Annotated in this window: 17 protein-coding genes; 9 read left to right on the top strand and 8 right to left on the bottom strand. The window is 34.1% G+C overall.

The window, feature by feature from the left end; genetic code table 11:
- The first annotated feature begins 30 nt into the window (after positions 1 to 30).
- The 3 genes from ACFX5E_RS09875 to ACFX5E_RS09865 all read left to right on the top strand — a co-directional run bounded on the left by ACFX5E_RS09875 (position 31) and on the right by ACFX5E_RS09865 (position 3,613).
- Positions 31 to 1,014 carry a UDP-glucuronic acid decarboxylase family protein gene (locus ACFX5E_RS09875; protein ID WP_379855031.1) on the top strand — a complete coding sequence of 328 codons (984 nt, stop codon included), beginning with the start codon at positions 31 to 33 and terminating at the stop codon, positions 1,012 to 1,014.
- 445 nt (positions 1,015 to 1,459) lie between these two features.
- On the top strand, positions 1,460 to 2,827 hold the full coding sequence (locus tag ACFX5E_RS09870) for an undecaprenyl-phosphate glucose phosphotransferase (protein WP_379855030.1): 1,368 nt from the start codon (positions 1,460 to 1,462) through the stop codon (positions 2,825 to 2,827).
- Positions 2,828 to 3,613, top strand: coding sequence for a glycosyltransferase family 2 protein (locus ACFX5E_RS09865; protein ID WP_379855029.1), 786 nt, complete (start codon positions 2,828 to 2,830; stop codon positions 3,611 to 3,613).
- Here ACFX5E_RS09865 and ACFX5E_RS09860 read toward each other — a convergent pair.
- The 3 genes from ACFX5E_RS09860 to ACFX5E_RS09850 are packed head-to-tail and all read right to left on the bottom strand — an operon-like array spanning position 3,587 to position 5,579.
- The gene (locus tag ACFX5E_RS09860) at positions 3,587 to 4,897 is read right to left on the bottom strand and encodes a phenylacetate--CoA ligase family protein (protein WP_379855028.1); all 1,311 of its coding nucleotides are present in this window, start codon (positions 4,895 to 4,897) and stop codon (positions 3,587 to 3,589) included. The two genes, ACFX5E_RS09865 and ACFX5E_RS09860, sit on opposite strands and share 27 nt — an antisense overlap.
- Positions 4,898 to 5,200, bottom strand: a complete 303-nt coding sequence (locus ACFX5E_RS09855; protein ID WP_379852613.1) for a HigA family addiction module antitoxin — start codon at positions 5,198 to 5,200, stop codon at positions 4,898 to 4,900.
- A 10-nt stretch (positions 5,201 to 5,210) separates the two neighbouring features.
- A complete protein-coding gene (locus ACFX5E_RS09850) occupies positions 5,211 to 5,579 on the bottom strand; it encodes a type II toxin-antitoxin system RelE/ParE family toxin (protein ID WP_379855027.1) in 369 nt (122 codons plus the stop codon).
- A gap of 96 nt (positions 5,580 to 5,675) precedes the next feature.
- On the opposite strand from ACFX5E_RS09850, the gene purD reads away from it, so the two are divergent.
- Entirely contained in the window at positions 5,676 to 6,950 is a 1,275-nt protein-coding gene (gene purD, locus ACFX5E_RS09845) for a phosphoribosylamine--glycine ligase (RefSeq protein ID WP_379855026.1), read from the top strand.
- Positions 6,951 to 6,983: 33 nt separating this feature from the next.
- Here purD and ACFX5E_RS09840 read toward each other — a convergent pair whose 3' ends face one another.
- Positions 6,984 to 7,214: a DUF6341 family protein gene (locus ACFX5E_RS09840; RefSeq protein ID WP_379855025.1), complete on the bottom strand. Its 231-nt coding sequence runs from the start codon at positions 7,212 to 7,214 to the stop codon at positions 6,984 to 6,986.
- Between the two features lie 142 nt (positions 7,215 to 7,356).
- On the opposite strand from ACFX5E_RS09840, the gene ACFX5E_RS09835 reads away from it, so the two are divergent.
- Entirely contained in the window at positions 7,357 to 8,286 is a 930-nt protein-coding gene (locus tag ACFX5E_RS09835) for a DUF6427 family protein (RefSeq protein ID WP_379855024.1), read from the top strand.
- Here the strand turns inward: ACFX5E_RS09835 and upp are convergent.
- Positions 8,281 to 8,934 carry a uracil phosphoribosyltransferase gene (gene upp / locus ACFX5E_RS09830; RefSeq protein ID WP_379855023.1) on the bottom strand — a complete coding sequence of 218 codons (654 nt, stop codon included), beginning with the start codon at positions 8,932 to 8,934 and terminating at the stop codon, positions 8,281 to 8,283. The genes ACFX5E_RS09835 and upp overlap by 6 nt on opposite strands.
- Before the next feature lie 86 nt (positions 8,935 to 9,020).
- Here upp and ACFX5E_RS09825 point away from each other — a divergent pair, with 86 nt between their 5' ends.
- Both ACFX5E_RS09825 and ACFX5E_RS09820 read left to right on the top strand, forming a co-directional pair.
- Positions 9,021 to 9,626, top strand: a complete 606-nt coding sequence (locus ACFX5E_RS09825; RefSeq protein ID WP_379855022.1) for a DUF4254 domain-containing protein — start codon at positions 9,021 to 9,023, stop codon at positions 9,624 to 9,626.
- A 120-nt stretch (positions 9,627 to 9,746) separates the two neighbouring features.
- Positions 9,747 to 10,772 carry a glycosyltransferase family 9 protein gene (locus ACFX5E_RS09820; protein ID WP_379855080.1) on the top strand — a complete coding sequence of 342 codons (1,026 nt, stop codon included), beginning with the start codon at positions 9,747 to 9,749 and terminating at the stop codon, positions 10,770 to 10,772.
- Between the two features lie 43 nt (positions 10,773 to 10,815).
- Here ACFX5E_RS09820 and ACFX5E_RS09815 read toward each other — a convergent pair whose 3' ends face one another.
- From ACFX5E_RS09815 to ACFX5E_RS09805, 3 genes are all read right to left on the bottom strand, one after another.
- Positions 10,816 to 12,165: an FAD-dependent oxidoreductase gene (locus tag ACFX5E_RS09815; protein WP_379855021.1), complete on the bottom strand. Its 1,350-nt coding sequence runs from the start codon at positions 12,163 to 12,165 to the stop codon at positions 10,816 to 10,818.
- Between the two features lie 465 nt (positions 12,166 to 12,630).
- On the bottom strand, positions 12,631 to 13,158 hold the full coding sequence (locus ACFX5E_RS09810) for a GNAT family N-acetyltransferase (protein ID WP_379855079.1): 528 nt from the start codon (positions 13,156 to 13,158) through the stop codon (positions 12,631 to 12,633).
- Between the two features lie 308 nt (positions 13,159 to 13,466).
- Positions 13,467 to 14,519 carry a 2Fe-2S iron-sulfur cluster-binding protein gene (locus ACFX5E_RS09805; RefSeq protein ID WP_379855020.1) on the bottom strand — a complete coding sequence of 351 codons (1,053 nt, stop codon included), beginning with the start codon at positions 14,517 to 14,519 and terminating at the stop codon, positions 13,467 to 13,469.
- Between the two features lie 242 nt (positions 14,520 to 14,761).
- Between ACFX5E_RS09805 and ACFX5E_RS09800 the strand changes: the two genes are divergently transcribed.
- Positions 14,762 to 16,231, top strand: a complete 1,470-nt coding sequence (locus ACFX5E_RS09800) for a DUF5687 family protein (RefSeq protein ID WP_379855019.1) — start codon at positions 14,762 to 14,764, stop codon at positions 16,229 to 16,231.
- Positions 16,232 to 16,291: 60 nt separating this feature from the next.
- The gene (locus ACFX5E_RS09795; RefSeq protein ID WP_379855018.1) at positions 16,292 to 16,987 is read left to right on the top strand and encodes an ABC transporter ATP-binding protein; all 696 of its coding nucleotides are present in this window, start codon (positions 16,292 to 16,294) and stop codon (positions 16,985 to 16,987) included.
- The last annotated feature ends 134 nt before the right edge of the window (positions 16,988 to 17,121 follow it).

The following is a 17,121-nucleotide window of genomic DNA, read 5'->3' as shown; positions in this document are numbered from 1 at the left end:
ATTTATACCTTGCAATCGTAAAATTGATTTATGAAAAGAATACTTATCACCGGAGCAGCAGGATTTTTAGGATCGCATCTTTGTGACCGTTTTATTAAAGAAGGCTATTTTGTCATTGGAATGGATAATCTCATAACTGGAGATTTAAAAAATATAGAACATTTGTTCAAGCTGGAGAATTTTGAATTTTATCATCACGATATTACCAAATTTGTTCATGTTCCGGGTCAACTGGATTATATTTTGCATTTTGCTTCACCGGCAAGTCCAATTGATTATTTGAAAATCCCTATTCAAACCTTAAAAGTGGGTTCTTTAGGAACGCATAATCTTTTAGGTTTGGCTAGAGTAAAAAATGCCAGAATTCTTATTGCATCCACTTCTGAAGTCTATGGAGATCCATTGGTTCATCCTCAAACGGAAGAATACTACGGAAACGTAAACACCATAGGGCCAAGAGGGGTTTATGATGAAGCCAAACGCTTTCAGGAATCAATCACTATGGCATACCATACTTTTCACGGCGTAGAAACCAGAATCGTTCGAATTTTTAACACGTACGGTCCAAGAATGAGACTCAATGACGGCAGGGTAATTCCAGCATTCATCGGTCAGGCGCTTCGTGGTGAAGATTTGACTATTTTTGGAGACGGAATGCAAACGCGTTCTTTTTGTTATGTAGATGATCAGGTGGAAGGTGTTTTTAGATTATTGCATTCTGATTATGTACTTCCCGTAAATATTGGGAATCCGGATGAAATTACCATTAAGGATTTTGCTGAAGAAATTATAAAACTGACAGGGACGAGTCAGAAAGTGGTTTATTTTCCTTTGCCAATAAATGATCCATTGCAACGTCAGCCGGATATTACAAAAGCCAAAAAGTTGTTAGGATGGGAAGCAAAGGTAGATCGTGCCGAGGGAATGAAAATAACGTACGACTATTTTAAATCCTTGTCCAAAGAAGAACTTTCTAAAGAAGAACATAAAGATTTTTCGGGTTATATAAAGTAGAGATATTTATTTTGAGAGGGAATTTACTCCTTTCCAAATTTTTTGGTCGTATAAATTATATATTTGTCTGATAAAGAGGAGAAAATTTAATGGATTAGGGATTAATTTCGAATTTAGAAGGTATTATGTATTTTTAATATACATTGAATCTTTCATTAAACAGAAAAACAGAAATATATTTACGTACTATAATTTTTTGTGGTTCATTCTAAATAGTTAGGTACGATACTCAGGATTTCAATAATAAATCAATTTTGTTATTTTTAATTCTGTAAATTGTTATTAAAATTACTTTTTGCCTGCAAAACAAAGTAAAATTTTATGTTGGAAAGTCAAAGTGAACCGATTATAAATAATGACTATTATCTGCGACAATTTCAAAACATTGTTAATGGAAATTTTATTAAAATAAGAACGAAAACCCAATAGGTTATCCTCGCTCATTATGACTGCATCTCAAACGGGAAGATATTCGAAATATATAAGGCCAATAAGTGTTACAATAGACTTATTGGTTATTTTTGTTATGAGCATATCTTTTTTTAAAGGACTTAATTTAAATACAGAACTTTATTTTGTTTATCAAACAATTGGATGGATTAGCGCGGCTATTTTTATAGAGTTTTATAAAGTATATCGCTTCACTACGCCAATAGAAATTATTTCAAAAATCGTCAAACAGTCCGTCTTGTTTCTATTGATCGTTATCGCCTATTTTCCATTCGAAAAACAAGTTGTTTTCAGCGGTTCTGCTATCGCTTTTTTTATGATTTCCAGTATAATGCTGATCTCTTTATCTAAATTTTTGCTGTTTTATTATCTAAAAGAATACCGAATAATAACGGGAAGCAATTATAGAAGTGCAGTAATCATTGGATATACGGCGGAAGCAATTCGATTAAAAGATCTTTTTGAAACAAGAAATGATTATGGATATCGGTTTTTCGGGTATTTTTCAGACAAAAAATCAAATCAAAATATTAAAGGGAAATTAGCTGATTTGAAACCTTTCGTAATTGAAAATAGTATTGATGAAATTTATTGTTCCTTGAATGAAATTTCCAATCAGCATTTGAAAGATTTAATTGATTTTGCCGATGAAAACAATAGAACAATTAAATTCATACCGGATAGTAAAGAAATTTTTTCAAAGAATTTAAAAATCGATTATTATGATTTTTTCCCGGTGCTGTCATTGAAAAAAACCATTTTGCATGAGCCTGTGATTAAAGTCCTTAAAAGATCATTTGATATTGTTTTTTCATTATTAGTGGTGGTATTTCTTTTGTCCTGGTTAATGCCAATATTAGCAATTTTAATAAAATTAGAATCCAAAGGACCTGTCTTTTTCAAACAAGGAAGACCTGGAATCGATGAAAACGAATTTTTTTGTTATAAATTTCGCTCCATGAGAATCAATGGAACAACGGAAAATGAAGCCTCAAAAAATGATCCGCGCGTAACCAGAATAGGGCGGTTTATGAGAAAAACAAGTATCGATGAAATGCCACAATTCATAAATGTTTTACTGGGTGATATGTCCGTTGTTGGGCCACGTCCGCATCTTTGGGCACAAAATAAATCGTACGGGAAGAAAATTAAAAAATATATGGTACGCCATTGCGTTAAACCAGGCATCACTGGTTTAGCACAAATTAGCGGGTGTCGAGGGGAAATCAAAACCGAAACGGATATGGTTAACCGCATAAAGTTTGATATTTTTTATATCGAAAACTGGTCGCTTATCTTAGATTTAAAAATAATTTCACAAACGGTTGTCAACGTTTTAAAAGGCGAAGAAAAAGCATATTAAATGGAATTAGTATCTATTATAACGCCTTCTTTCAATTCTGAAAAATTTATTGCAGAAACGATTCAATCGGTGCAAAATCAAACTTATCAAAATTGGGAAATGATTATTGTCGATGACTGTTCCACTGATGCGACAGTTAAGATTGTTGAAAAAATGGCACTCTTAGATAATCGAATCCAACTTTTTGAATCGGAAAAAAATTCAGGAACAGGAATTTCCAGGAACAGAGCTTTGCAAAAAGCCAAAGGAAGATATATTTCTTTCTTGGACGCAGATGATTTGTGGAAACCAGAGAAACTGGAAATTCAGATTAATTTTCTTAAAAACAACAATTTGTCATTCACTTTTTCCTTTTACGATTGCATTGATGAACAAGGAATGGAATTGAATAAAAGAGTGGAAGCACCCAGAAATCTTTCTTATATGCAATTATTTTTTTGCAATTATGTTGGGAATCTTACTGGCATTTATGATGTGAATCATTTCGGAAAAATAGCTATTTCTTCAATAAGGAAGCGTCAGGACTGGATGTTATGGCTTACGATTCTAAAGAAGGTAAAAAGTGCGAAACCTATTCCTGAAAGCCTGGCTTTTTACAGAATCAGAGAAAACTCTATATCGGCTTCAAAAGTTAATTTATTAAAGCACAATTTTACCGTTTACAGAACCTTTCACGGGTTTAACCTGTTGCTTTCATTACTTTGTATCATCGGTTTTTTATTCACCCAATTGTTAATTAAACCCCGTTACATAAAAACATTAAAGCATCGATTTAAACTGTTTTAATTTTCCCCGATTGCTTCTTTCCAATACTTCTTTTCTTGTGAATTTAAAATTCAAACCGGGTTCCAGATATAATTCAATAGCTTTTTTAATTTTTTGAATTTGTGCCAAATTTAATTCGGTTTCACTTACATATTCAATTTCAAAAGAATCAATTTTTGTTTGTTTAATAATAAACTCCTTCACGTTTCCATCATCTTCAATAAAGCTTTTAGTCACATAATAAAAGGTCAATCCAGGTGATTTTTTGCCGCTTGGTAAAATAGCAACATCATTTGTTCTCCCAATTAATTTCTGGAGGATTGGTTTTTGTAAGGTGCTTTTTTCGTCTAGAATTCCAATATCACCAGTGTCATATCGAATAAAGGGATGCGCTTTGTTGAACAAGGAAGTAATCACAATTCGGCCGGAAATACCATGTGGAACAACTTGATTATTGTCATCCAAAATCTCTACAAACAAAGTTTCGGAATTTACCCGCCATTCTCCATTTGGGTTTTGAAAAGCTATCAAATCCAATTCCGAAGCTCCGTATTCGTTGACGATAGGAACTCCAAATTGTTTTTCTAAAAGTATTTTATCATCCTCAAAAAGCATTTCAGAAGTTACCATGCAGACTTTTAAAGTTGGGCAAATTGCTGATAATATAATGTTTTTCTTCTGTAAAAATTTGGCAAACAAAACGATCGAACTCGTATATCCGTTGATATAATCGAATTTCTTGGTTCGAAAATGTTTCAAAAAACCTTCCAACACATCATCTGATAAATCAAAAATCGAAAAGCGAAACCGACGGCTCAATAAATCCTTAAAACGTTCTTTTTTGTTTCCAATAAAATCCATGGGAATTCCATAAAACCGGGCTTGATAGGAACTATTGAAATCAATTCCATACCAACCAAAACGATAGATATTAGAAGCCCAAGTCATGGCATGACAGTATTTGTCTTTGGCAAAAATAAACGGATCGCCACTGGAGCCGGAGGTTTTATTGATGTAACTATTTTTAGTGGAATATCCTTTTGAAAGTCTTTCCGATAATGGTTTTTGTAAATTTTGTTTGTTTAAAACTGGTAAATCATTCCAGTTCTTAGAATTTTTTGAACCCACTAATTCTTTATAAAAAGGATTATTTTGCAGATGAAAGGCAACAATTTCTTGTTTTTTATTTTCGATAAAATGAGCGTGTTCTTTTTCTGAAAAAGCGACAATTTTTCGCAATTCGGCTTTAGCTTCCTTCATTGGGAAACCATTTATTTGGAGCGTTAAGTCGAAAATTGGAATCATCTAAGCTACTTTTGGAGTATCAAAACGTTTGATAGATTGCAGTTCTTGCGCCTTATTTTCTTTTTCCTCTTCAATATCAAAATCATCTTGAAGTCCAAGCCAAAATTTAGCGGAGTTACCAAAATATTGACTCAAACGCAAAGCGGTATCAGCCGTAATTCTTCGGTTTCCTTTAGTAATTTCAGAAATTCTGGTTTGCGGAATTTTTAAATCTTTAGATAAACGGTAGGCTGTTATTTCCAAAGGAATTAGAAATTCTTCTAATAAAATTTCACCAGGATGTATGTTTTTTAATTTTTCCATTTCAACTATTTTAATGATAATCTACAATTTCAACAAGGGAAGCATTTCCATTTTCCCAAATGAAAATAATTCGCCATTGACTGTTAATTCGAATGCTGTAATAGTCTTTTAAATTGCCATTTAATCTTTCTAATCGGTTTGATGGAGGAATTCTTAAATCTATCAAATCTAGAGAATTGTTTAGCATTCTTAGTTTTCTTCTACCAATTTGCTGTATTTCTTCCGGAAAAGCAGTTATTTGCCTAGGGTCGTCAGGAGCCCATTTTGTAATCTCATCGGAAGAAAAATATTTTTTCTTGTGGGTTTCAATCGAAGGTTTTTTTACAACAATTCCATTCCATATTTTTTCGGTTTCTTTAGATCCAAATGAAATTATCATATCTTTTACGTTACTAACGTCAAAAGTAAGTAAAAAAAATTATTATTTCAACTTAAAACGAACTATTTTTGCACGACAACTAAAGAAAACCACACCATGACAATTTTACTACTAGGTTCAGGCGGAAGAGAACATGCATTTGCATGGAAAATGATTCAAAGTCCGCTTTGTGATACACTTTTTGTAGCTCCAGGAAACGCAGGAACGGCCGCAATAGCTACCAATATCGATATCAGTCCCACTGATTTTGACGCTATCAAAGTTTTTGTTCTTCAGGAAAAAGTAGAAATGGTTGTTGTAGGTCCGGAAGATCCCTTAGTAAAAGGGATTTATGATTTCTTTTTGAACGACACCGAATTAAAACATATTCCGGTTATCGGGCCATCAAAAATTGGGGCTCAATTAGAAGGAAGTAAAGAATTTGCCAAAGAGTTTTTGATTAAACATAATATCCCAACAGCGGCTTATGATAGTTTCACTGCCGAAACAGTTGAAAAAGGATGTGAATTTCTTGAAACGTTGCAACCGCCGTATGTATTGAAAGCAGATGGATTAGCAGCAGGAAAAGGGGTGTTGATTATTCAGGATTTGGCGGAAGCCAAAGAAGAATTAAGAAACATGTTGGTGCATCAAAAATTTGGCGCAGCGAGTTCAAAAGTAGTTATCGAAGAATTTCTGGATGGTATAGAATTAAGCTGTTTTGTTCTTACTGATGGAAAAAGTTATAAAATTTTGCCAACTGCCAAAGACTACAAACGCATTGGCGAAGGCGATACAGGGTTAAATACAGGTGGAATGGGAGCAGTTTCTCCGGTTCCTTATGTTGACGCTGTTTTGATGGAAAAGATACAAACACGTATCGTAAAACCAACTATTGACGGTTTCCAGAAAGACGGAATTCCGTATAAAGGATTTGTATTTATTGGATTGATAAATGTGAATAACGAACCAATTGTTATTGAATATAACGTGAGAATGGGTGATCCGGAAACAGAAGTGGTTATTCCAAGATTGAAAACGGATTTAGTCGAATTGTTTTTGGCTGTAGCCAATGAAAAACTAGATGAAATTACGCTGGAAGTTGACGAAAGAAGTGCCACAACAATCATGGTCGTTTCTGGCGGATATCCTGAGGATTTCGAAAAAGGAAAAGTGATTTCAGGATTAGAAAACATAACCGATTCGATTGTTTTTCACGCGGGAACAAAATTAGACAACGGAAATGTAGTGTCTAATGGAGGAAGGGTTTTAACCGTAACTTCGTATGGAAATGATTTTGAAGAGGCCATAAAAAAATCTTACCAAAACATAGATAAACTTTGCTTTGATAAGATGTATTTTAGAAAAGATATTGGAAACGATTTGAAATAATTTCCAATAAACGTTCACTTTTTTTTAAAATTATTATTTTAAGAAAGAGTGAGCCGTTGTATCTTGGTTTTCTTCGCCATTATCTTGGTGAAGTTTCAATTGTATAATCCAATACACCATTGCTGCTGCACAAATAATCATAAAAATCCAGTTGATCGTGTTAGCAACAAACCAAGATTTTAGCTCTAATGAGCGTAAAAAGTCTAGAGGAGCAAATAAAATATTTACAAATAAGTATTCTATTCCTTCGAAAAATGATTTCATAATGTATAAAATTAATTTTATTAATTGCTTTAAAGAGTCTCTGTCAGCTAAAAGTTCTTATTTGGAAAGAATATTTTGAACTTAGAGCCGTTCCTTTTAAACAAGTATTATATTTACAACCACAAAAGTATAAAATATCCTTATGATAACAAGTGTTTTTAAGAAATCTACACCATTAAATTTTTCTTTGGTTGTTATATTAATTCTGGTTTTCTTTTTAATGTATCAGTTTCAGGATATTTCTTGGATGAATTCGGGTATTTTAATTTTAAATAAAGCAGTAATTTTAAGTTTTTTATTAGCGTCGGTTTTAATTACAAATTTCGTTGCAAAGAAAAATGGACTTAGTAAAGACAGTACCTACACCATTTTTTTCTATTTTTTATTCCTGCTTTTTTTTCCGTCTTTACTGGATAATATAAATCTGGTGGTGTCAAATTTCTTTGTTTTATTGGCACTTCGACGATTAATTTCTTTACAATCTCTCAAAGCTTCCAATGAAAAAATATTTGATGCCTCATTGTGGATTTTTGTAGCTAGTTTATTTCATTTTTGGAGTATTCTTTTTATTATATTGGTATTTATTTCTGTTCTTTTTCATGTTGCAAGGGAGTTTAAAAATTGGGTGTTACCTTTTATTGCCCTTTTTATCGTTGGAATTATTTCGATTCTTTTATCAATGATTTTCAATGTGAGTATCATTGAATTTATAAATAAAAACGCAACAACTAATTTTGAGATTAATTATTTCACTAATAATTATCAAAATGGGGCTTTATCTATTTACGCAACTGTGGCTCTATTTTTTGTAATATCTATGTTTGCAACATTATCACACCGACCACTCCTTTTACATACCTCATTCAAAAAAATAATTGTCTCCTTTTTTATTGGAGCACTAATTTTTGTGGTTTCTCCAAATAAAAGCAATGATTTACTAGTATTCACTTTTGCCCCGATGGCAATTATGGCTACGAGTCACATTGAAGTTGCGCAATTAAAATTGAAACAGGAAATGGTGTTATTTGTACTTATAGCATGCAGTGTTTTTGCTTTTTTCTCCCAATTATAATTTTTCGCCAAAAGCTAAATCTCCCGCATCGCCCAGGCCTGGCAAAATGTAGCTTTTCTCATCCAATTTCTCGTCTAAAGCGGCGATCCACAGATGACAATTATGAGGTAAATGTTTTTCCAGGTAAGCAATTCCTTCCGGTGCAGCAATAGTTACAGCAATGTGAATTTCTTTTGGGGTGCCTCTTTCCATTAACCTGTTGAAAACTGCAACAATCGATTGTCCTGTTGCAAGCATAGGATCAATCAGTAATAAATTTTTATCATTGATATCAGCAATGGCTTGGTATTCAACTTTAATCTCGAAATAAGAATCGTTGTTTGGATGGTGTCTGTAGGCGGAAACAAAACCATTTTCGGCGTTGTCAAAATAATTTAAGAAGCCCATATGTAAGGGTAGTCCTGCACGCAAAATGGAGCATAAAACTAATTGATCCTTAATTTCAGTCGTTTTTTTAATGCCAAGTGGGGTTTGGATTTCGATAGCTGAATAGTGTAATTCCTTGCTCAATTCATAGGCCATTATTTCACCGATGCGTTCAATATTTCTGCGAAAACGCATGCTGTCATTATGAACATTGACGTTTCTGATTTGTCCTAAAAAATGATTCAGGACACTATTGTTTTCTGATAAAATATGAATTTGCATGATTTGAATTTTGGAATTAAACTTCTAAAAGTTTTTTAATCTATAAAAGTATAAAAAAGTATCTTTGCGTTATAAAATATAAAGATATGTTTTCAAAGTTAGCTTATTCCGTATTCGAACAAAGTATTAAAGATTATCACCAGTTTGATACTGTTGATCAGCCTATAAATAATCCTTTTCCAAAGGATCAATTCGAACATTTATTATATTCTAAAAATTGGGTTGACACCGTACAATGGCATTATGAGGACATTATTCGTGATCCAAATATTGATCCAGTTAAAGCGTTGACTTTGAAACGTAAAATAGATGCTTCCAATCAGGTTCGTACCGATATGGTGGAATATATTGACAGTTATTTTCTTCAAAAATACAGTCATGTAGCCGTAAAAGAAAATGCTAAAATCAATTCTGAAAGTCCTGCTTGGGCATTTGACAGATTGTCAATTTTGGCTTTGAAAATATACCACATGAATGAAGAAGCCACTCGCGCCGAAGCTTCCCAAGAGCACAGAGATAAATGCCAGGAAAAACTGAACGTTTTATTGGAACAAAGATCCGATTTGTCAACTGCAATCGATGACTTGTTGAAAGATATTGAAAACGGTGATAAATTCATGAAAGTGTACAAACAAATGAAAATGTACAACGATGATGAATTGAATCCTGTTTTGTACCAAAGCAAGAAGTAAAAAAGGATATTTTGAACCATTAAGGTATTAAGAAAATTAAGAAAAACTTAATGAATCTTAATACCTTAATGGTATTTAAACATTAATTAATTGTCCAAAAAAATCCAGCATATAGCCGTCATGAGACTTTCCGCAATGGGAGACGTCGCCATGACGGTTCCTGTTTTACGGGCTTTTACATTTCAGTTTCCTGAAGTTAAAATCACGGTCATTTCCAGACCGTTTTTCAAACCTTTTTTTGATGGAATTCCCAACGTTTCTTTTTTTGCTTTCGATGAAAAGGAAAGACACAAGGGTTTTTTAGGATTGTTGCGTTTGTTCCAAGATTTAAAAGGATTGCATATTGACGCTTTCGCCGATTTGCATAATGTTTTGCGCTCTAAAATCGTCCGATCACTTTTTGCTTTAAGCGGAAAAAAAACAGCTTCTGTAAATAAAGGCAGAGCAGAAAAAACAGCATTGACTCAATTAGAAAACAAAGTTTTTAAGCAACTGCCCACCATGTTCGAGAGACACTCCAACGTGTTTAATGAACTTGGTTTTACTGTTGATTTATCCTCCCGAAGTATCGGGACAGTTTTCCCTAAAAAAGCAGTTTTAGATAGTGAAATCATCAGATTAACTGGAGATAAAAACCAAAAATGGATTGGAATCGCTCCTTTTGCACAGTATGATTCTAAAGTTTATCCATTGGATTTAATGCAAAAAGTCATTAATCAATTAGCCAAAAATAAAGATTACAAAATTTTACTTTTTGGTGGCGGAAAAAAAGAAATCGAAATTTTAAATTCTCTTGCAAATAACAAAGAAAACGTCATTAATATGGCGGGGCAACTCAAATTTCAACAGGAACTGCAACTCATCAGTAATCTTGATGTTATGCTTTCCATGGATTCCGGAAATGCACATATTGCGGCTATGCTTGGCGTAAAAGTCATTACGCTTTGGGGCGCGACGCATCCGTTTGCAGGATTTTCGCCTTTTAATCAGCCATTGGAAAATGCTTTGGTTTCGGACAGAAACCTATATCCAAAATTACCCACATCGGTGTATGGAAATAAAAAAGTCGAAGGATATGAAGATGCCATGCGAACCATTTCACCAGATAAAGTGGTTTCTACTATTGAGTCTCAGCTTATCGTTTAGAAGATACGTAGTAGCAGGTTGAAACCAACTATTTAAGTTATGTTTATGCGTCTTTTTTCTTTAGACACCGTCCTCTCGGCTCATCACCCTCATGAAGCACAATTTCGGAATGTAGGAACTGTGCGGCGGCTGCGGAATCTTTCACTTTAGAAGCACTTCGTTCTAACATTTCAGACTCAAACTCAGTTAATACACTGTCTCTTATTCCAGCTTTCCGCCATTGAGATAAAGAGTTACATCCTTTTAAGATTCCGCGAGCTAACAGGAGCGCATCCAGCAGTGCTTGATTCGCTCCCTGTCCTTTGAATGGACTCATTGGGTGAGCCGCGTCCCCTATCAAGGTCACTTGCTCCCCTTTCTCCAATAATTCTGATTGGAGTAATTCTCGGTCATACACGGGATAGCCAGAAATTTGCGTTTCCAGGGTTGCCGCTAAAATTTGAGGAATGGGATCGTGCCACTGAGTTCTACGACATGCTTCTTCCTTGAGTGCTTGAGGTCCTTGAGCACTTAATGCCTTTGCCTCTTTTTCTGGCATTGGGAAGCTAAGTTGCCACATCACTGAGTCTGACGTATAAGGCATTATATAGATTCGTTCGTTGCCATTGGCAGTTTGAAATACAGTTGCCGAGTCCAACAAAGAATTATTCAGTCCTTCGAGAGCGCTCAAAGGACAAATGCCCAATATCACAATGCAACCTAGGTACCGCAAAGGGGTGATTTCTTCACCAATCAGCAACCTTCTAACCGAACTACGGATACCATCGGCTCCGATTACAAGATCCGCCTTGGAGCGCTGAATCTGCCCGTTTACTTCAAAGGTCAGATCAATACCTTCACCCTCGCATTTCTTAATATCTACTAACTGGTATCCCCACTGTACTGCATTATTTCCGCCGAGTTGCTCAAGCAACGCTAAGCGCAAAGATTGCCGTGCGATATGTACATTTGTTCGTTTCAAAAACGTTTTTTCATCAGTCTGCATCCATTTTCTGACACCCCATTCACCAATCACTTTTCCGTCTGTAGTATGCACCACATGTCTGGTTGAAATCACCCCTTCTTCTAAAGAGAAAATTCCCAATCCCCCGATGGCTTTACTGGCTTGCTGCAAAGTGAGTCCGTAGCCCTGAGATCGGGCATCGAAGTTGCTATCACGTTCAAAAAGGGTAAAAGGAATTCCGCGGTGCAAACAAGCCACAGCTAATGCTACACCGCCTATACCACCGCCAATAATAGCAACATGTGGGAAGTTTTCTTTATCTGCTATTGGAGGATCAGCAGAAGGAATTAATCCGGATCCGTTACAATTCAAGCAGGTATATAGGTGACCTTTAGGATGAACTGGTGCGGTTCCTTCGCCTTTCGTTTTTTCAAATTGATCGAATGCCATCTTGTATTGGCGTCGCGCTTTCATGCTGATCCCCCGACTTTTTTTGCCGCGTCCCTGACATTCGGGACAAACAGTCCAGCTTGCAGCTGCATTTTTCACCTTTTTCACTTCCTCTTTTATTTTACTTAATCTTGACTATCCTTTCCAAGAAAAAACTTAGTCGATACAATTGATGATGGCGCTAATATAAAAGTAATGATTATGACTTTCATTACTTTTATATTATTTAACGCGAGAATATTTTTCAGTTTTCAGTCGCAGTTTGTCGTTTAATATTAATAGATAAGTAATGACGAGTAGTCATATATTTCTTTTTTTTAATTTTTAATGGTTCCGGCTTGTAGATGTGGTGAAAATTGTCACCAAGTTAAACAAACACAAAACCAAATTGAGGCTATCATAGTTTTTTCGAAGGAAAAAAGGAATACAGCTATAAATACAAACCGCTATTGTGCGTTCGTTTTTTTATTTATTTTTCCATTTACTAATATCAATTCTGTAAATGTTTACCAACATTTCATTATATTTTATTGTCTTATCTTTTTTCATTCCGTTATTTTTTGCGACTTTTTCAGAATTTATATTTTCAGTATGAATTATTGAAATTAAACTTTCAGAGAATTTATTCTCAAAGGCAAAATTTTTACATTTTTCAGTCGATTTGGTTGCAAATCCTTTTTTTCTGTATTTTGGTAAAATTGAATATGCAATTTCAATTTCTTGTTTTCCCTCAATTTCTCTTATTAAAAGTCCACTTTGTCCAATAATTTCATTTGTACTTTTATCTAACAAAATATTCTGTCCACCTAAATCGTTTTTATATCTTTTAAATGTCATTTCAAACCAAAGTTTGCATCTTTCATTTGGTGTTTCAATTTTGTCAACACCTAAAAATTTACAAACTTCAATGTCTTTAAACAATTCAATACAGTCATCAAAATCCTCGATATTTAATAATCTAAATTTTAATCTTTGGTTTCTTGTCCTTCTAATGTATATTTCATTCTATAATTCTTATTTTATAATTTTTTAAACTGCAAATTTAATCGTTTAAGATTAGTTCTCATTTTTTCCTATTCTGCTCGGCAAAATGACATACAACTTGCCTATATCTAAGATATTAGTCACACAAAGCTACCCAAAATTAGATGTATAAGTATGACCCTATCATAACTATTTACCTAAAAATCGCGTAGATTATAATTGCCCTGTTTTTCTGCTAATATAATCAAATCAAAACCTCCCTAAAATAAAAAAACTTCCCTTTTCAGAGAAGTTTTCGGTATCATTTTGACTATTTCCTAAACGTCATCATAATCTACATAAACAGTCGCAGAAGTTGGATGTGCCTGACAGGTTAAGATTAAACCGTCGGCGATTTCTTTATCAGTAAGAATAGAGTTTTTAGTCATTTCGGCAGTTCCTGATGTAACACGAGCCAGACAACTGCTGCATATTCCGCCTTGACAAGAATAGGGAGCATCTAGACCTTGTTTTAATGCTGCTTCAAGGATAGTTTGTTTTTGTGACATTTCAAAAGTCGTTTCTTCATCATCCACCATAACAGTGATTTTTGAATGTCCTTCCAGATTCTCTTTTATCACATTTTCATGGGAAGAAGTCGTGAACAATTCAAATTTTATTGCCGATTCTTTTACGTTTTTCTCTTTTAAAACATCACTTACCAGATTAATCATTTCTTCTGGACCACATAAATAAAACTTATCAAATTCCAGTTCCTTGTGTTTGTTATTCAACACAAAATTAACCGCTGATTTTTCTATGCGACCAAATAAGGCGTTTTCTGCTTTAGCTTGACTGAAAACGTAATGTACAAAAAAGCGGCCCACATATTGTGATTGTAAATCGTGTAATTCTTGGTAAAAGATAGTTTCTTCGGGAGATTTATTTCCGTAAACCAATACAAAAGAGCTTTTAGGTTCGTTTTTTAAAACCGATTTTAGAATTGACATTACAGGTGTAATTCCGCTTCCGGCTGCAAAAGCAACATAATTTTTTTGTCGGTCCGCTTGAGGATCAAAGGTGAATTTACCTTCTGGTTTTCCTACTTCCAGAACGTCACCCGCTTTTAGTTTTGTATTGGCAAATTGAGAAAAGGCACCATTTTTTACCGCTTTAACGGCAATTCGTAATTCCCCGCTTTCTGGAGAAGAACAAATAGAATAGGCACGACGAATTTCTTTTCCGTCAAGTGTTAATCTTAAATTTACGTATTGACCTGCAATAAATGCATAGTTGGGTTTTAATTCTGCTGGCACATTGAAAAGTATCGAAACCGCTGTTGCAGTTTCGCGTTTTACTTCTTTTATGGTGAGTTTCAAGAATGAAGACATGTGATTATTTTTTTACAAAGATAGTAAACCGATATGTTTTCTAAAAGTGATAAATTTTGAAATTTTAATACCTTTTCATTTTTCCATTGTACCTTTAAACAAAAACTAGAAATTAAAGTCTTTTCTTTTATTTCAGTTTTTGAGGAAGAGTACTTACTAGCCACTTATCCGGAATATAAATTTGAAAAAACGTAACATTTTTCTTATTTCGGCTACTTACTGTAAAACCAAACTACTTTATTATGTTTAAACGTTTTATTTATCTCGAATGGAAGGCTTTTTCAAGATCAGCTTCTTTCGCAACTAATTTGGGATTAAAGATTTTGATGTTCTTTCTTATTGCTTATTTTTCTATTGTTTTCCTGGCGTTAGGAATTGGAGCATTTTATATTCTTAAAAAAATGAATCTCGATCCATTGGTCACAGTAAATAAATTTCTGATTTACTACCTGCTAATGGATTTGATAATTCGACTTTTGTTGCAGGCTATACCAGTGATGAACATCAGGCCGCTACTTATTTTACCAATAAAAAAACCAACAATTGTACATTTCTCTTTAGGGAAAACGGTTTTGTCTTTCTTTAATTTTGTCCATGCTTTTTTCTTCATTCCGTTTACCGTTGTTTTGATTATAGAAGGATATGATGTGGTGAGTGTGATATTTTGGTATCTGGCTATGGTTTCGTTGATTTATATCAATAATTTCCTGAATATATTGTTGAATAACAAAGACAACTTTTTTGCCATATTCGTTGGAATTGTGCTTGTTTTAGCAGGTTTTCAGTATTATAAATTTTTTGACATTACTAATTATACGGCTGTGTTTTTTGACGGATTGTTTCATACAAAATGGATGTTTCTGCTTCCGGTTTTGGTTTTAATGGGATTGTATTATGTTACTTTCCATTATTTCAAAAACAATTTATACCTGGATGCGGGACTTTCGACCAAAAACAAAATCGCCAAAACCGAGGATTTGACTTGGTTAAACCAATTTGGGACTCTTGGAACATTTTTAAAAAATGACATCAAATTAATCAAAAGAAATAAACGTTCAAAAACCACAGTGATCATGAGTGTGGTGTTTTTATTCTACGGTTTCCTGTTCTTTACCAATAAAATTGAGGCTTACAATAATCCCATAATGCACATCTTTGCAGGAATTTTTGTTTCGGGAGGATTTTTATTCACTTTCGGACAATTTGTGCCCAGTTGGGACAGCTCTTATTACCAGTTAATGATGACGCAAAACATTCCTTACAAAGGATATTTGAGTTCTAAATGGTGGCTGATTGTTATCGCCACGGTTGTTTCGACGTTATTGGCTTCGTTTTATTTGTATTTTGGGTGGCAAATATACCTAACTATTGTTGTGGGCGCGATTTATAACATTGGTGTCAATTCGCATTTGGTGCTTCTTGCAGGTGCTTATACAAAAACGCCAATAGATTTAGATTCCACCAAAGGAGCTTTTGGAGATAAAAAAGCTTTTAATGTAAATACCTTGTTGATTTCGCTGCCAAAATTGCTATTGCCTTTGGCGCTTTACTGGATTGGTTCTAAAATAATGAATCCCAATTTAGGATTAGCCATGGTCGCTATTGCCGGACTAATAGGTTTTGCTTTGAGAGACAAGGTTTTTTCCTTAATCGAAAAGGTCTATAAAACCGAAAAATATAAAACCATTGCTGCTTACAAGCAAAAGAGTTAACAGTCAATTTTCATAATTCGATTAACCAAATCAACCAATAACCGATTAAACTTTTTTAAAATGATACAAGTAAACAACCTTTCAAAAACATATAACGGAACCACAGTCCTAAACATTGAAACGCTTGAGATTCCAAAAGGGCAAAGCTTTGGATTAGTAGGCAATAACGGAGCCGGAAAAACTACTTTTTTCAGTTTGTTATTGGATTTAATCCAACCTTCGACCGGAAACATTATCAACAATGACGTTCAGGTAAACACCAGCGAAAACTGGAAACCGTTCACCGCTTCTTTTCTGGACGAAAGTTTTTTAATTGGCTACTTAACTCCTGAAGAATACTTTTATTTCATTGGAGATTTACGCGGTCAAAACAAAGCCGATATTGATGCTTTGCTGGCCAAACACGAAGAGTTTTTTAATGGGGAAATCCTTAAAAACAAAAAATATTTACGCGATTTATCCAAGGGAAACCAAAAGAAAGTTGGAATTATTGCCACGCTTATAGGAAATCCTGAAGTTGTAATTCTAGACGAACCCTTTGCTAATCTAGACCCGACAACGGTTAACCGATTAAAAAAAATAATCAAAGAACTGGCCGAAAAGCCGGCTATTACCGTTCTGGTTTCCAGTCACGATTTAATGCATACCGTTGAGGTTTGTGATAGAATTGTAGCATTAAATAAAGGCGAAATTGTAAAAGATATTCAAACATCCAGAGAGACGCTGCAGGAGTTAGAACTGTTTTTTGCAGTTTAAAATTTAAGTTAGCACTATTTACAAAACAGTTTACCGCTAATTTGCCAATTACAGTTATTAATTTGAGTGTTTAATTAGCGAATTAGCGGTTTATTTTTAGGCTATCAAATCAAAATTTATAGCAGTCAAGCCTG

Origin of the sequence: Flavobacterium xylosi (genome assembly GCF_042787345.1) — a bacterium.
GTDB lineage: Bacteria > Bacteroidota > Bacteroidia > Flavobacteriales > Flavobacteriaceae > Flavobacterium > Flavobacterium xylosi.
This window is presented reverse-complemented; position numbering and strand designations above follow the sequence as displayed.